At 61.7% G+C, this 15,031-nt stretch carries 17 protein-coding genes; 12 read left to right on the top strand and 5 right to left on the bottom strand.

Annotated elements, in window-relative coordinates; translation table 11 throughout:
• Positions 1–12: 12 nt before the first annotated feature.
• Positions 13–1,239 carry a TadE/TadG family type IV pilus assembly protein gene (locus AC1RZR_RS19765; RefSeq protein ID WP_481825687.1) on the bottom strand — a complete coding sequence of 409 codons (1,227 nt, stop codon included), beginning with the start codon at positions 1,237–1,239 and terminating at the stop codon, positions 13–15.
• A 21-nt stretch (positions 1,240–1,260) separates the two neighbouring features.
• Between AC1RZR_RS19765 and AC1RZR_RS19760 the strand changes: the two genes are divergently transcribed.
• Complete coding sequence (locus AC1RZR_RS19760) at positions 1,261–1,497, top strand: hypothetical protein (RefSeq protein ID WP_481825686.1); 237 nt, start codon at positions 1,261–1,263, stop codon at positions 1,495–1,497.
• A gap of 110 nt (positions 1,498–1,607) precedes the next feature.
• Here the strand turns inward: AC1RZR_RS19760 and AC1RZR_RS19755 are convergent, their stop codons facing one another.
• The 4 genes from AC1RZR_RS19755 to AC1RZR_RS19740 all read right to left on the bottom strand — a co-directional run bounded on the left by AC1RZR_RS19755 (position 1,608) and on the right by AC1RZR_RS19740 (position 3,365).
• The gene (locus AC1RZR_RS19755) at positions 1,608–1,967 is read right to left on the bottom strand and encodes a DUF6074 family protein (RefSeq protein ID WP_481825685.1); all 360 of its coding nucleotides are present in this window, start codon (positions 1,965–1,967) and stop codon (positions 1,608–1,610) included.
• 109 nt (positions 1,968–2,076) lie between these two features.
• On the bottom strand, positions 2,077–2,373 hold the full coding sequence (locus tag AC1RZR_RS19750; RefSeq protein WP_477279198.1) for a DUF982 domain-containing protein: 297 nt from the start codon (positions 2,371–2,373) through the stop codon (positions 2,077–2,079).
• Between the two features lie 224 nt (positions 2,374–2,597).
• Positions 2,598–2,834, bottom strand: a complete 237-nt coding sequence (locus AC1RZR_RS19745) for a hypothetical protein (protein WP_481825684.1) — start codon at positions 2,832–2,834, stop codon at positions 2,598–2,600.
• 111 nt (positions 2,835–2,945) lie between these two features.
• Positions 2,946–3,365 carry a hypothetical protein gene (locus AC1RZR_RS19740; protein WP_481825683.1) on the bottom strand — a complete coding sequence of 140 codons (420 nt, stop codon included), beginning with the start codon at positions 3,363–3,365 and terminating at the stop codon, positions 2,946–2,948.
• 200 nt (positions 3,366–3,565) lie between these two features.
• On the opposite strand from AC1RZR_RS19740, the gene map reads away from it, so the two are divergent.
• From map to AC1RZR_RS19685, 11 genes are all read left to right on the top strand, one after another.
• Positions 3,566–4,393 (top strand): type I methionyl aminopeptidase, encoded by an 828-nt coding sequence (map, locus tag AC1RZR_RS19735; protein ID WP_481829083.1) that lies wholly within the window; start codon positions 3,566–3,568, stop codon positions 4,391–4,393.
• Between the two features lie 45 nt (positions 4,394–4,438).
• Positions 4,439–5,194, top strand: coding sequence for a RadC family protein (radC, locus tag AC1RZR_RS19730; protein WP_481825682.1), 756 nt, complete (start codon positions 4,439–4,441; stop codon positions 5,192–5,194).
• Between the two features lie 426 nt (positions 5,195–5,620).
• Positions 5,621–6,382 carry a hypothetical protein gene (locus AC1RZR_RS19725; RefSeq protein ID WP_481825681.1) on the top strand — a complete coding sequence of 254 codons (762 nt, stop codon included), beginning with the start codon at positions 5,621–5,623 and terminating at the stop codon, positions 6,380–6,382.
• A gap of 374 nt (positions 6,383–6,756) precedes the next feature.
• Positions 6,757–7,938: a carbohydrate kinase family protein gene (locus AC1RZR_RS19720; protein ID WP_481825680.1), complete on the top strand. Its 1,182-nt coding sequence runs from the start codon at positions 6,757–6,759 to the stop codon at positions 7,936–7,938.
• 70 nt (positions 7,939–8,008) lie between these two features.
• Positions 8,009–8,785 (top strand): glutamine amidotransferase, encoded by a 777-nt coding sequence (locus AC1RZR_RS19715; RefSeq protein ID WP_481825679.1) that lies wholly within the window; start codon positions 8,009–8,011, stop codon positions 8,783–8,785.
• A gap of 26 nt (positions 8,786–8,811) precedes the next feature.
• Positions 8,812–9,582, top strand: a complete 771-nt coding sequence (locus tag AC1RZR_RS19710) for an ATP-binding cassette domain-containing protein (RefSeq protein WP_481825678.1) — start codon at positions 8,812–8,814, stop codon at positions 9,580–9,582.
• A 34-nt stretch (positions 9,583–9,616) separates the two neighbouring features.
• Positions 9,617–10,603: an autoinducer 2 ABC transporter substrate-binding protein gene (locus AC1RZR_RS19705; RefSeq protein ID WP_481825677.1), complete on the top strand. Its 987-nt coding sequence runs from the start codon at positions 9,617–9,619 to the stop codon at positions 10,601–10,603.
• 47 nt (positions 10,604–10,650) lie between these two features.
• On the top strand, positions 10,651–11,598 hold the full coding sequence (locus AC1RZR_RS19700; protein ID WP_481825676.1) for an ABC transporter permease: 948 nt from the start codon (positions 10,651–10,653) through the stop codon (positions 11,596–11,598).
• Entirely contained in the window at positions 11,595–12,554 is a 960-nt protein-coding gene (locus AC1RZR_RS19695) for an ABC transporter permease (RefSeq protein WP_481825675.1), read from the top strand. The genes AC1RZR_RS19700 and AC1RZR_RS19695 overlap by 4 nt, the downstream gene beginning before the upstream one ends.
• Positions 12,554–13,870 (top strand): M20 family metallopeptidase, encoded by a 1,317-nt coding sequence (locus AC1RZR_RS19690; protein WP_481825674.1) that lies wholly within the window; start codon positions 12,554–12,556, stop codon positions 13,868–13,870. The genes AC1RZR_RS19695 and AC1RZR_RS19690 overlap by 1 nt, the downstream gene beginning before the upstream one ends.
• Positions 13,871–14,127: 257 nt before the next feature.
• Positions 14,128–15,012: a cytochrome c oxidase subunit II gene (locus AC1RZR_RS19685; protein ID WP_477279297.1), complete on the top strand. Its 885-nt coding sequence runs from the start codon at positions 14,128–14,130 to the stop codon at positions 15,010–15,012.
• The last annotated feature ends 19 nt before the right edge of the window (positions 15,013–15,031 follow it).

The following is a 15,031-nucleotide window of genomic DNA, read 5'->3' as shown; positions in this document are numbered from 1 at the left end:
GTTCCACGGAGGCTACTCTACCAGCGCCACGGACTGCGCCGCCGGAATGTCGCGCATTCCGAGGCTCGTGCAATCCTGGTTGATGGTTGTGCTGCCGGACCATTGAATCGTATTGGCTACGACCTGGGTGCAGCCGCTGTTGCCCGAGAAGTTGCCTAGATAATTCACTTGCTGTCTGGGGAAGTAGATGGCCCCGGTCAGCAGCGAATCCGCTGTACCATTGAATGTGCTGGATGCGCTGTTGCCGGTCCTGTCGCCGTAGAACAGCACACCGGAATAGGGGCCCGAGGTCGGCGCGCTGAGCTTCACGGAGGCGTTGCCATTCATGCTGACGGTCGAACTGCCCGACATGAAGATGGTCACCCCGCTGCCGATGATGGCCGCGTTGGCGTTTATCTTGAGATCGCCCTGAACGACATAGACGCCGGGCGAGAGGGTGACATTGCCCTTCAGCGTCATGCCGCTGCAATAGGTGCCTGGGCTCAGCGTCGCCTTGTTGTCGTTCTGGCAAGGGTTCGAGGCCGCCGGGGTCGGCAGGTCGGCAAATGGATCGGCGGCAGGCAGCGCCTGGGTGATCGGGGCCGCGCAGACAGTGGTGACGGGATTGCTGAGAGAGACGCCGCCCGCCGCTATCAGGCAATCGACCTGGAGGCTCGCCGAGCCCTGGAGCTTGATGGAGTCCGTGGCGTTCGAATTGGACATGACCACGCAGCCGGTGACCTTCACGCTGGTGTTGCCGGAAAACAACGCCGCCTGCGAGGCGGTCGGATCGAGCGCGGTCATGCAGGACTTCGAGGCATTGGTGATGAGGGCCACCGCCCTCGCCTGTTCTGGAACCTGGCCCTGCGTAAAGATTGCGGTGAACATCCGGTCGAGGTTCTGGCGGACGATAACCTCGACCGCCTTCTTCGCCGTATTCGGTCCGGACGCTGGTGGCGTATTGACGACGATCGTCCCGGAGCCCAGCCAATTTGTCGCCGCCGACTGGGTCGCGGCCGCGACAATCGTCGGCTTGTCGGACCCTGAGATCTGTTCGAGCGCGCCGGCATAGGCCGCGGCATCGGCCGTCGCCTGCAGTCTCAGGCTGTTGTAGTACCAGTAGGAGGTCTCCACCCCGAAGCCTGCGGCGCCGACAACGATCGGCAAGGTCAGGGCGAAAATGGTGGCAACGTTAGCGTTCCTACCCCGGCATATGCCGTTCGCTATAAGCCAAATTCGGGTAAAGCCACTGAAGACCATGAGATGGATTAGAAAACACGCATGTATGAACGAATGGCTAAAAAGTTCAGTTCATTTTTGATCAGTAAGCTATTGGTTTGCAAAAGAAAGGTTCGTTGGCTGTTCGAAGCCTGTGCAAGGCAGCCAGAAGAACAAAAAGCGGGGAATAGTTTACCATTCGCTAACAGCGCAACGGTGACGACGGCGGCAAGTGATCCGCCATGGAGCATGGATCGGACGGCCTGTGTTCGCGACAAGATTTGTGCGCCGGCAAACTGACACCAGGTCCGTCTGGCGGAGCTATCGGCGTCGTCGCATGGTCGCGGCAACGGGCAGCGTTTACGCGCATTTGGCGTAAAAAGGCGTAACCTTGTAGGGCGGCTTTGCTCTCAGGCGGAAAGAATTGGTGTCGACTCAGCGTTAGCGCCGGCCGACATTTCCCTCTGCACGGCCAGGAAGAACCTGCGCACTTCATCGCTGGCTGCAGTTCTGTCCCGGCCGGATCCGACAACGAGATCGAGCAACTCCGACGCCTTTGCCCTCCAGAACGAGGTGGCCGGCTCGCCATGCAGATTGCCGAGCTTGGCGGCAACCTCTCTGACCAAAAATACCTGACGGTCGATCGGGAACGCACGGACTTTTTCTGGAGACATCTTCCGAACCATGAACTGACGCAACGAATCAACCATTGCTGAACAAGCACTGGCGTAGCTGCGAAGGTGGAAACGGAAGCTTAACGACGCAGACATTGACGCAGCTTCGTGCAATCGGACGCAACAGTCCGATCACGACATCGCCGTGTGGGTTCAAAGGCGATCGTTGGCGATTCAAACGGACGGACGAAGCGGTCGACGGCCTTCAGGCCTGCAGCGTTCTCGCCTCACCGCCACGCTTGCGCGGCATCATCATGTCCTTGGCCATTAGACCGCTGGCACGACAAAACGCCATAAACGCGCGGCAGGCTTCCTCGGTCTTGACCACGTCCACCGTGGCGCCGAAGCAGGCATTGAACGCCTTCTGATAGATCGGGCCCTGACGGCGCACAGGCCAGTCCTGGAGAATATCGAGCGCCTGTTCGACGCCATAAATCTCCTCGACTGGCAGGCCGGGCGCGGGTGCGATCCGCACCGGCACCTCGAATTGCAGTCTGTCCATTCCATATCTCCCGAACTGGCATCAACCGACGCAACGCCGTTCGTCGTCAAAAGTTGCTTTGACCGGCTTTGGCGCAGAAATGTGTCGTCACTGCGGTCAGGAACCACCCCGCCTTGACGGGGCCAAGAGCTGTCAAAGCGCGGCCGTCTGCGACGCGCTTTGAGTCTCTGTTTCATGCATGCCGTCGTCCCAAAACCGCTGCGCGCTTTTGGGCGACATCGGGCTCACTGGTTCGCCGGATCTGTCTCCGCGTCAAAAGCCATGCGAACGGCCTTGATCAGCACAAATGCCGTCGGCACGGCGAAGATGCCGCCGAGAACGAGTGCCGCCATTGCCGACAGGCCGAGCGTCTCGGCGACCGCCCAATAGACGGTGCCGATGCAGATGACCGCCTGGACGGAGAGGAACGTGGCAGCCGAGGCCCCGCGCGACAGGGTTTTGAATGTCTTGATGCGTTGCATTGAAATAGTCCGGAAATGACGCGCCGCGCAACCGGTGCACGGCTGACAGCCGCCGCACGGTCACGACGCGAACAGGGATAGCTATAAGGTGAAGGTGCGGTTCTGGACCGCTCAGATCACGATGGTCGGCGGTGCACGCGGCTGGTGGGCATTTGCCCTGGGGCCCGACGGCGCTCCATATCTCGAAACAACCGCTTTTGGCGAAGTCCGCTCAACCCAAAGAAAAACAGCGTCGAGAATCGGCAAGGCGGGATGGCCGCTGGCGAACTTGACCACGGCCGGTCGAACGGCGCGAACTTCCAGCGCTTGCGCCTTGCCGGAGACACGCAGCAGCGCCGCCACCTCGCCAGACCTTTCCAGGCCGACGCTGGCACCGCCTTGCGCACCGCCCGCGAAGGCTGGCACGTCCGGGCGGCCGAGGCACAGCATCGCCAGCAGCACCATGCCCATCAGGCATGAGCAGGCCGCCGTCAGCGGCGCTTCAAGCAATCTGGAACGCTTGGCCGCCGTGAAGGGACGTCTCGAAAACATCACTCGCCCTAACGCAGGATGGCCGGAAAGGAAAGCAAGCCGGGCAAAAACCGGCATGACATCACTCCATGCAGGCGAATATCCCGAAGTGCGCGGCTGCATCAGGCAGTTCTTCCTTGAACCTTTTGCCTTCAAGTGCCAAATCTGGGGAGATTTTCACGTTGGCTCTCTTGCAGCGCCCTACCGGCTATACGGACAAAATGGTCACCTATCTCGACGCCGCCACGGCACCACTCAGAAACACCGGCCAGATCCGCCTCTACGGCGAGGAAGGCTTTGCCGGCATGCGCAAGGCATGTGATCTCACCGCGCGCTGCCTCGACGAGCTGGTGCCGATGGTCGAGCCCTGCGTCACCACCGAAGCCATAGACCGCTTCGTCTTCGAGTTCGGCATGGACCATGGCGCGCTGCCGGCGACGCTCAACTATCGCGGCTATACCAAATCGTCCTGCACCTCGATCAACCATGTCGTCTGCCATGGCATCCCCGACAACAAGCCGCTCAAGGATGGCGACATCGTCAACATCGACGTCACCTACATCCTCGATGGCTGGCACGGCGATTCCTCGCGCATGTACCCGGTCGGCACAATCAAGCGCGCCGCCGAGCGATTGCTGGAGGTCACCCATGAATGCCTGATGCGCGGCATCGCCGCGATCCGGCCCGGTGCCCGCACCGGCGCCATCGGCGCCGCCATCCAGACCTATGCAGAGGCTGAGCGTTGCTCGGTGGTGCGCGACTTCTGCGGCCACGGTGTCGGCCAGCTTTTCCATGACGCGCCGAACATCCTGCACTATGGCAGCGCCAATGAAGGCGTCGAAATGCGGCCCGGCATGATCTTCACCGTCGAGCCGATGATCAATCTCGGCCGCCCGCATGTGAAGGTCCTGTCGGACGGCTGGACCGCTGTGACGCGTGACCGCTCACTGTCGGCCCAGTATGAGCATACGATCGGCGTGACCGACACCGGCTGTGAGATTTTCACGCTGTCGCCCAACAAGCTCGACCGCCCCGGCCTGCCGGCTTAAACTCGTTCCGCCGGTTCTTCCGGCCAGAAAAATGCGGAGCAGCTTGTGGGGACAGGAAGCGACGACGAGCGAGGCTTCTTCTCCGAAGTGCCGATCCGGCCTCCTGCGAAGGCCAAGCCGAGCGAGGAAAAGCCGCATTATCTCGGCCATCGCGACCGCTTGCGCGAGCGCTTTGCCATGGCCGGTCCAGACGCCCTGCCCGACTATGAACTGCTGGAGCTTCTGCTCTTTCGCCTGATCCCCCGCGCCGACACCAAACCGGTCGCCAAGGCATTGCTGGCGCGCTTCGGTACGCTGGCTGAAGTGCTTGGCGCCCCGGTTGGCCTGCTGCAGGAGGTCAAGGGCATTGGCCCGGCTGTGGCGCTCGACCTTAAGGTCGTCGCGGCGACCGCGCAGCGCATGGCGCGCGGCGAGGTCCGTGGCCGCGAAGTCCTTTCGTCATGGACGCAGCTTCTCGACTATTGCCGCTCGGCAATGGCGTTCGAGGAGCGCGAGCAGTTCCGCATCCTGTTCCTCGACAAGAAGAACGCGCTGATCGCCGACGAGGTGCAACAGGTCGGCACCGTCGACCACACGCCTGTCTACCCGCGCGAGGTGATCAAGCGCGCGCTCGACCTCTCGGCGACCGCGATCATTCTGGTCCACAACCACCCGTCGGGCGACCCGACGCCATCGCGCGCCGACATCGAGATGACCAAGGAGATTGTCGACGCGGCCAAGCGGCTGGGCATCGCCGTGCATGATCACATCATCATCGGGCGGAAAGGCCATTCCAGCATGAAAGGCCTGCTGCTGATCTAGGGGGCGACCGCCGCTGCTCCAGAATACGCTGACCAGGCCGACATCCAGTCAATGGCGACGCAGAAATCGCAGCGGTCTCCGGACAGCCACCGATCCGCAAAGCGGCGGCTTCAGCATCGCGCATCTGGCCGGGACCTGTGCTTTCGTGACCGACTTCCCTTGTTTTCAACGCCCCTTTCCGACAAATCAGTCGACGACCGCTGTAGTACCGCTGGCTGGTAACTAGGACCATGGTCTGGCCGGCATGGGACTTCAGTGCCGAGGCGGTATATTTATATGCAATATCAAATAGTTAATGCCAATGCGAGTGCCAGGCTCGCGGATTGAAACCGCTTTTGTCTAAAGTTTACTCCGCACATTTAGTAATTCCTCATACGACGCTGCTCTAGCGGTTGGGCGCAGGTGGCGATTCCCCGAGGAGACACCATGACAAACCGAAAAACTCTGTTCGCGGCGCTTGCCGCATTGGCGCTTCTGGCGTCTCCGGCGCTCGCCGGAGGCGGCAACGGGCACGGCAACGGCGGCGGCAATGCTGGCGGCAATGGCGGTGGCAATGGCAATGCCGGCGGCAACGGCAATGGCAAGAGCGGGGCCTCGCATGGCAAGTCTGCGTCGGCCCGAGGAAAGGTGGCCAAGGCGGAAACGGACACGACGACCGATATCACGGTCAATACGAAGTCCGTGCCCAAGGACAAGAACATCCATGCCAAGCTTGGGCGGCTGAACTCGCTGCAGCGCAACATCAACGCCTACATGAACTCCAAGAGCAAGAAGTTCGCTGCCATTCAGGCCTTCGTGACGCAGTCCGCGATAGCCCAGAACGCCGAGGCCGCAGCTGCCGCGGCTGACGCGACGGCAGAAGCCGCCCAGGCCGAACTGGATGGCCTGAAGGCAGATCTGACCAAGCTGCAGTCGGATCCGTCCGCCACGACTGCACAAATCCAGGCTCTGAACGATCAGATCACCGCTCAGCAGGACGTTGTCGACGCCGCCGATGCGAAGGCGGCCCAGGCCGAGGCGGACGCTAAGGCGGCAACGGTCGGCACCGATCCGGCGTCGCTCAACGCGGCGCTGACGGAGATGGCCAACAAGCCCGTCGACGCCGAGGTCACGACTTGGGCCGAGGGCGTCCTTGCCGACAAGATCGACCAAGCGGCCGCCGCACTTCAAGCGGAGGCGACGCCGTAGGCATCGCGACCCGAACGACTGCAGTCAAAGAAAATGCCGCCGGGCTAGCCCGGCGGCATTGCTGTTTCCAGGCCATGGAGAAGAAAGCCGGTCGCCAACGCGCCCACCCGGCGTGATCCATTGCGCGATAATCGGACCTGCGATGCCCGAACGGGTCTCGACGATGAATAAGATGCAGAAAATTCGCATGCACAATCTTTTTGCCGAAAATTTGAAAATTGTTCAATTTCGGAAAGAACGATCCCGGAATAAGCCTTCATTCGGGACAATCTTCTAATAAAGAGGAACAATCTCCCATTCTTTAGAAGACAGTTTCGTTGAGGGGCGGCATTTCCGCTGTTACCGTTTGAAACGCTTCAATCGGAACCAGGCAATTGCAACGCAAGCGCCCAACCATAGCGGATGTCGCACGAACCGCCGGTGTTTCCATCGGAACGGTGTCGAACTTCATCAATGGGACGGCCGGCCTCAAGGACGGCACGCGCGACCGCATCGAGAAGGCGGTTGCCACGCTGATGTATCGGCCGAGCTCGTTTGCGCGCTCGCTGCCGGGCCGCGCGCCACGCAGGCCAAAAAACCTCGACCATCTGCCAAGGCTTCTCGTCGCTGGCCGGGTGAGCGTCGACTTCCTGTGCCGGGTCGACGTATTGCCGCATCGCGACGACCGTATCACCGCCAGCCATATCGAAAAGGCGTTGGGCGGGCCTGCGGCCAATCTCGCTGTTGCTGCCGCCGGTGTCGGAGCGCCCTACGCTCTTGACGTCGAGTTGGCGACAGCGGTCGGCGAGGATGCCGAGAGCGACTGGGCGCTCGGCGCGCTTTCGAAACTGGGCGTCCACGCCCTGCCGATCCGCAGCACGCCCAACAACCGCCTCTCGCAGGCGATCGTGATCATCGAGCGCAATGGCAGCCGCACGATCATCAGCGAACCGTTTGAGCTTGGCGAGGTCGATTTGACCGCCAATCTGGATATCCAGCCCGAGCAACGTCCGGCCTGCCTTCACATCGAGGGCTTTCACTATGAAACGATGACCGCTTCCATCGGGCGCTTTCACCATGCCGGATGGAAGGTGAGCCTGCATTCGGCCGGCCTGCCCAAAAGCGCGCGCACGCCGGAAACCTTCACGCAGATGGTCAGGCAGATCGACCTGACCTTCATCAACGACGTGATGATGCGGGAGATTTTCGACTTCCGCTCCCGGATGGCGACAATGATCGAGGAGGTGCGGCTGATGCTGTCACGCATCAAGCGGCGCGGAACGGTTGTGCTCACCCTCGGCGAATTTGGCGCGGTCGTGTTTCCGGCAAACGGCGGCCCGCAGATCGAGGTGCCGGCACTGCCCGTCAATCGCGTCGATGCCACGGGCGCCGGCGACAGCTTTGCCGGCATCTTCCTCAGCCTGTGGCTGCATGGCGCGCCGCTGGACGATGCCGCCCGCCATGCGGCGATTGGCGCAAGCCTGACGACAACGGTCGAAGGCGCGCAGGGATACATCGCGGACTTTGCGACACTGAAGGCTGCCGCCCTGGCGAACAACGCCATGATGGCAAGCTGAATCAATGGCTTATTGACGCTTAGACATCCGCAGACAGCCGTCCCAGTGACGACATCAGGAGAATATGATCATGGCGAAAACAAAGGTCCTTCTGGTCGGCGAGAGCTGGGTGAGTTCGGCGACCCACTACAAGGGGTTCGATCAGTTCGGCAGCGTCACCTTTCATCTCGGGGCAACGCCTCTGGTCGACGCCTTGAAAGACAGTGAATTCGATCTCGACTACATGCCCGCCCACGAGGCTGTCGAGAAGCTGCCTTTCACCATGGAGGGCCTGTCGCAATACAAGGCGATCATCCTGTCCGACATTGGTGCGAACTCGCTCCTGCTCCATCCCGATGTCTGGCTGCACGGCAAGACCGTCCCCAACCGGCTCAAGCTGCTGCGCGACTGGACGCTGACTGGCGGCGGTCTGATCATGATCGGTGGCTACTTCAGCTTCCAGGGCATCGACGGCAAGGCCCGCTGGCATCGCACGGCTGTGGAGGATGCCTTGCCGGTGACCTGCCTTCCCAACGATGACCGGCTTGAAATTCCCGAAGGGTTCCGGCCTTCGATCACTGGCCCCAGGGATCATCCGATTTTTGCCGGCATCGAAGGTGACTGGCCGCTGCTGCTCGGCGCTAACGAGGTCATTGCCCGCGATCGGGACGATATCGAGGTTCTGGCGCGGCTGCCGCAGGACCAGGGCAATCATCCCTTGCTGGTCACCGGACGTCATGGCGAAGGGCGCACGCTGGTCTGGACGTCGGATATCGGCCCGCACTGGCTGCCCAACAGCTTTGTCGAATGGCCCGGCTACGCCCGCCTGTGGACCAACGTGCTTCGCTGGGTCAGCAAGGCCGTCTAGCCAACCGTAGTCGCCGGGGAACCGCCATGACCGAACCGTTTCTTGTGGCAAGGAACATCGCCAAACGCTTTGGCGCGCTGACTGCGCTTGCCAATGTCGACCTGGAAATTCGCTCCGGCGAGGTGCTGGCGCTGCTCGGCGACAACGGCGCGGGCAAATCGACCTTCATCAAGATCCTGGCCGGCGCTCATCCGCCCAGCGATGGCGAACTCGTCATCGAGGGCAGTCCGGTGGCTTTTTCCTCGCCCAAGGATGCAGCGTCGTCGGGGATCGCGACGATCTTCCAGGAACTGGCGCTCTCGGAGAACCTGTCGATTGCCGAAAATGTCTTTCTCGGCCGTGAATTGAAACGCTCCATTTTGGGCATTCCCTTTCTCAAGCGCAAGGAAATGCGCCAACGCGTCGATGGCCTACTGAAAGAACTCGACGCCCATATATCCGATCCGGAAGCCCCGGTCGGCAGCCTGTCGGGTGGCCAACGCCAGGCTGTGGCCATCTGCCGGGCGCTCAATCTCAATGCCAGGCTGGTCATCATGGATGAGCCGACGGCGGCCCTTGCCGTCGCCGAGACACGCAAGGTCCTGGCGCTGACGCGGCGGCTCGCCGCGCGCGGCTGTGCCGTCGTCCTCATCAGCCACAACATTTCCGAAGTCTTCGAGGTTGCCGACCGCATCGTGGTGTTCCGGCGCGGCCGCAAGGTGGCCGAACGGCTGGCCGCCGAGACCAATCACGAGGAAGTCGTTTCGCTCATAACAGGCGCCCATCCCGACGTGCGGGCGCTCGAAAAAACAAACTGAAACGCACGTCATTTCCAGAGAGGATCAAACCACAATGCTTTCACAGTTCAAGAAAGTGCTCGCAGCCTCCGCACTGTCACTCGTCGTTGCGACGGCAGCGCATGCCGCGGACAAGCACAAGGTCGCGTTCGTCCCGCAGTTGATCGGCATCCCCTATTTCAACGCCATGGAAGCCGGCGGCAATCGCGCCGCCAAGGATCTGGGCGTCGACTTCATCTATTCCGGTCCGGTCGACACCAATCCGGTCGACCAGTTGCAGATCGTCCAGAACCTGATCGATCAGGGCGTCGAGGCGATCTCGGTCAGCGTCCTCGATGCCTCCAGCATCGCCCCTGTTGTCGAGAGCGCCAAGGCAAAGGGCATCAAGCTGTTCACCAGCGACAGCGATGCGCCCGACAGCGGCCGCGCGGTCTATGTGGCCCAGGCGACCGACGAAGGCCTCGGCACGACCATCGTCGACGAGCTCGTCAAGCGTGTTGGCGAGGACGCAACGATCGGCATCGTTTCCGGCGAAGCGACGGCATCCAATCTCAATGCCTGGATCGGCTTCATGCAGAAAGAAGCCGCCGCCAAGTATCCGAAACTGAAGCTGCTCGCGCCGCAGTTCGCCGGTGGCACCGCCGAGCGTGCCGCGCAGATCTCTGGCGATCTCATGGCCGCCAACCCCGATATCAAGGCCATTATCGCCGTCGCATCCTCGACATGCCCGGGCGTTGCTCAGGCAATCGAAACCGCCGGCAAGATCGGCTCCGTCATCGGCGCGGGCTATTGCAGCCCGAACACAGCACGCTCCTACCTCAAGAGCGGCGCCTTTGGCTTCACCGTGCTGTGGGATCCCGAGCAGCTTGGCTATCTCACCGTCTGGGCCGGCAAGCAGCTGATCGACGGCAAGACCTTCGAGGCGGAAAACAAGATTGCCGGCCTCGACAAACCGGTCACCTACGACGCCACAAAGGGCATTCTGCTGCTCGGGCCGCCGGCCGTCTTCACCAAGGACAATGTCGACAAGTTCAACTTCTGAGCTCCGGCATGAACGCGGTGCGACAGTTTGGAAACGGTATTTTCTCCATGAACGGGCGGGAATGGTCTTTGCTTGTCGCCTGTCTGCTGGCGATCATCCTCTTTTCTGTCGCATCGCCCCACTACGCGACCTCTGGCAATGCGGCCACGGTCCTGCGCAACAGCGTCGAACTGCTGCTGATCGGCCTAGGCATGACCTTGCTGCTCGCCATGGGCGGCATCGATGTGTCGATCGGCATCGTCATGGGTCTTGCGGCCATCGCCATCGGTCGCGTGCTTGGTGTCGGCGGCAATCCGCTGCTGGCGCTTGTTGCAGGCCCCCTGGTCGGTGCACTGCTGGGGTGTGTGACCGCCACCGTCGTCGTCATCGGCCGAGTTCCGGCGATTGTCGGGACGCTCGGCCTGCTCGGCGTCTACCGCACCGCTGTCTTTGTTCTCCTCGGCGGGCAATGGCTTTCCGGCCTGCCCTCGAGCCTCACCGATCTGTTGGCAACCACCGTGCTTGGCGTCCCCGTCCCCGCCCTGGTGATTGCGATTGCCTATCTGGCCGTTTGGCTGGCGTTGCGGCGAACCCCTTATGGGTTGCACTTGCTGGCGATCGGCAATTCGGAGGAAAAGGCGCGGCTGTCAGGCATCCCGGTGATCAAGACCCGCTTCATGACCTTTGTCATCAGCGGCGTTCTGACCGGCATTGCCGCCACTTTCTATGTCGCCACCTACCGCAATGTCGAAATGACGATCGGCAGCACGCTGGCGCTCGATGCCATTGCCGCGGTCATTCTCGGCGGCACAAGCATCTTGGGCGGTAGATGCAGCCTGATCGGCACCGTGCTTGGCGTGCTTCTCCTGCGAATTCTCCAAAACGGATTGCTTCTGATTGGTGTCCCATCCCTCTGGCAGCCCGTCGTCACCGGCATTCTCATCATCGGCGTGCTTGGCTTTGAGGCCGTTTCCAACCGCTTCCCTCTGGTCCAGCTGCTGCGGGCCCGCGCATGAAGACGCTCGGGAAGTTGCAGGGCCCGGCCCTCACCCTGGCCTTGCTGTGCGGGCTGTGGTTGATCGTGGTTTTGGGCCTGCTGGTGCTCAAGCCTTCGGTCTATAATCTCGGCACCGTCACCACCATCCTGCAATTCTCGACCATCCTGGCCCTGGTTGGACTTGGACAAGGGTTGGTCATCCTGGCCGGTGGCTCGGGCATCGACCTGTCGGTCGGCGGCGCGGTCTCGCTCTCCGCCATCGTTGCAATGCTTTCCCTCAAGCTGGGCTTGCCACCCGTTCTGCTGCCCGTCGTCTGCATTTTGGCCGGCGCGATGCTCGGCGCCTTGAACGGATGGCTGGTCAACGGGCTCGCCCTCCTGCCCTTCATCGCGACACTGGGCACATTCTTCGCCTATTCCGGTACAGCGCTTGCCATCACAGGCGGCGCGGCGCAGGCGGGCGTACCCGCCTGGCTGCTCCTGTGGGGGCGCGGCGTCGTGATGGGCATTCCGGTGCCTTTTCTCACCCTTGCCATTCCGTGCTTCGCACTTGCCGGCCTGGTGCTGCTCTCGACGGCCTGGGGGCGCTGGATCTACGCGATGGGCTTCAACGAACGTTCCGCCAGACTGGTCGGCATTCCGGTCGACCGCGTTCGTTTCATTCTCTACTCCCTGAGCGGCGCACTGGCCGGCGCCGCCGGTCTCGTCTCGATCGCCTGGCTCGGCAGCGGCAGGCCCAATATCGGCCAGAACCTCGAACTCGAATCGCTGACTGCCGCCATGCTTGGGGGCATCGCCATCACCGGCGGACGTGGTGGCGTTGGTGGCGTGTTCGCGGCCGTCCTGCTGCTGGTCACGCTGAAGACCGGTCTTCTGCAACTGAACATCAACACGGTCTGGCAGGTGGGAATTGTCGGCGCCCTTCTGGTTTTCGTCCTTCTCGCCGACCGACTTTCCCAACGTTGGAGATCATAATGCCGTCCATGGAAGAGATCATTGCCGCGCGCGTCGAGGCAACCGCCGATCGCATCGTCGAAACGTTGAGCGATCTCGTTGCCTTCCCCTCGATCGTGAAATCCAATCCCAGGGACGCCGGCCCCGGCGAGCGTGATTGCCAGCTGTATCTGCAAAAGCGCCTGGAGGCGCTCGGCTTCTCGACCGATCTGTGGGATCCGGATGGCCCGGCGCTCTATGAAAAATACAAGGGGCGCGCCGGCGCCAACAAGGGCAGGACGTTCGACGGCAGGCCCAATCTCGGCGGCGTCCTGAAGGGCACCGGCGGCGGACGCTCCATCATGCTGACCGGCCATATCGACGTCGTCCCGCCGGGCGCCGCCAGCCATTGGATGACCGACCCGTTTCAGCCAGTCCTCAAGGATGGATTTCTGCACGGTCGCGGCACGGTCGACATGAAAGGTGGCGTCGCCTGCATGCTGATGGCCGTCGATATCCTCAGGGAACTCGACATTCCTCTCTCCGGCGACGTCGTCTTCACCACCGTCGTCGATGAGGAAATCGGTGGCATGGGGTCGCTGGCCATGGTCGATCGCGGCTTTCATGCCGACGCCGGCATCATGACCGAACCGACGGCAAACAAGATCGCACCGCTTTGCCACGGCATTCTGTGGGGAAGGATCATCATCGACGGCATAGGCGGGCATGCGGAACTGACGCCGAATGCCTGGTATTCGAGCGGTCCGGTCGATGCTGTCCAGCTTTGCCGGCAAATTCTCGACGGCATCGACATTCTCAACCGGCGCTGGATGTTCGATCCGAAGAAGAACCATCCTTTGATGGATCTGCCGAACCAGATCATCGTCACCCAGATGAGTGCTGGCGAACATCCCTCCTCCATGGCGGGCCGCGGCGAGATCATCATCGACGCGCAGTATCTGCCAAGCGAGCATGACGAGTTCAAACTGGGCGGCAACGTCAAGCGCGAAATCGAAGAGCATATCGCCAATGTCTGCCAGGCAGATCCCTATCTGCGCCAGCATCCTGCCCGGGTCGAGTGGATCCTCGATGCGGATTGCGCCGAGATCCCGTCGGACAATCCTTTCGTCGGCGTCTTCCAGCAGGCCGTCAAGCAAGCCAACCTGTCGCCGGTCCTGAGTGGCTTTGGCGCGCATAGCGACATCGGCCTGCCGACCGGCCTTGGCAACACCCCGACCGTCAACTTCGGTCCCGGCGATCCGGCGCAGGCGCATCAGCCGAACGAGCGCGTCTCGGTGCGTGATCTCGTCGATTGCACAAAGGCGATTGCAATCGCCGTCGAGAAATGGTGCCGCTAACGGCGGCAACACGACGGGGCGAATGGACAATGCCTCGGCGTCGCCGTGCACGACCACATCATCATCATCATCATCATCGGTTGGAAGGCCATTCCAGCATGAAGGCCTGCGGCTGATCTGGCGTGATCCTGAACCAAAAGTGGCTTTTTTTCCCCTCCCATAGTCGGCTCTGGAATTTCGATCGCAAATCAAGCATGATGCGCTTGGTTTTTCCTGGGACAGCTTCACGCGCCCTCGAATGCCGGGAGGAACGGGACATGGCCGTAGCGCTTGTACTCGTTTTAATCGTCGTGGGCTCGGTGTTGTTTCACCTCCTGAGCCCATGGTGGTGGACTCCGATTGCCTCGAACTGGGACTATATCGACAACACCATCATTATCACCTTCTGGATCACGGGCGTCGTCTTCGCCGCCGTGGTTCTATTCATGGCCTATTGCGTCTTCCGCTTCCGTCATCAGGACGGGAGCCGGGCTGCCTACGAACCGGAGAACAAGCGGCTCGAATCGTGGCTTACGATCGCCACCGCGGTCGGGGTCACGGCGTTGCTGGTTCCCGGCCTGTTCGTCTGGAGCCGGTTTGTCAACGTCCCGAGCGACGCAACCGACGTCGAAGTCGTCGGCCAGCAATGGCAGTGGAGTTTCCGTCTGCCCGGCAAGGACGGCAAGCTTGGCACATCCGATACCCGCGACGTCACCGCTGAAAATCCGCTGGGCGTGATCGCCAGCGATCCCAATGGTCAGGACGATGTCGTGGTCGAAGCGGCTGACCTGCATCTGCCGGTCGGCAAACCGGTCAAGATGCTGCTTCGCTCGATCGATGTGCTGCATGATTTCTATGTGCCGGAATTCCGCGCCAAGATGGACATGATCCCGGGCTCGGTCACCTATTTCTGGTTCACACCGACCAAGACCGGGACCTTTCAGGTCCTGTGCGCCGAACTTTGCGGCCAAGGGCATCCTTTGATGCACGGTGTGGTTATGGTCGACACACAGCAGGACTACCTGGCCTGGCTTGGCCAGCAGCAGACTTTCGCGCAGCTGTCGGCACCCCAGCAAACGGGCTCGGCAGACCAGGCGCCTGGCAACACGATGGCGTCAGGTTTGAAAATTGCAGCAAAGCTCGAAACGGTCGGGTCTCGCTGAAAAGGACACGGAGGTGTTC

The sequence above is a fragment of the Mesorhizobium bavaricum genome (genome assembly GCF_056781655.1).
The sequence above is the reverse complement of the archived record's forward strand: the minus strand, read 5'-3'. Positions and strand labels throughout refer to the sequence as shown.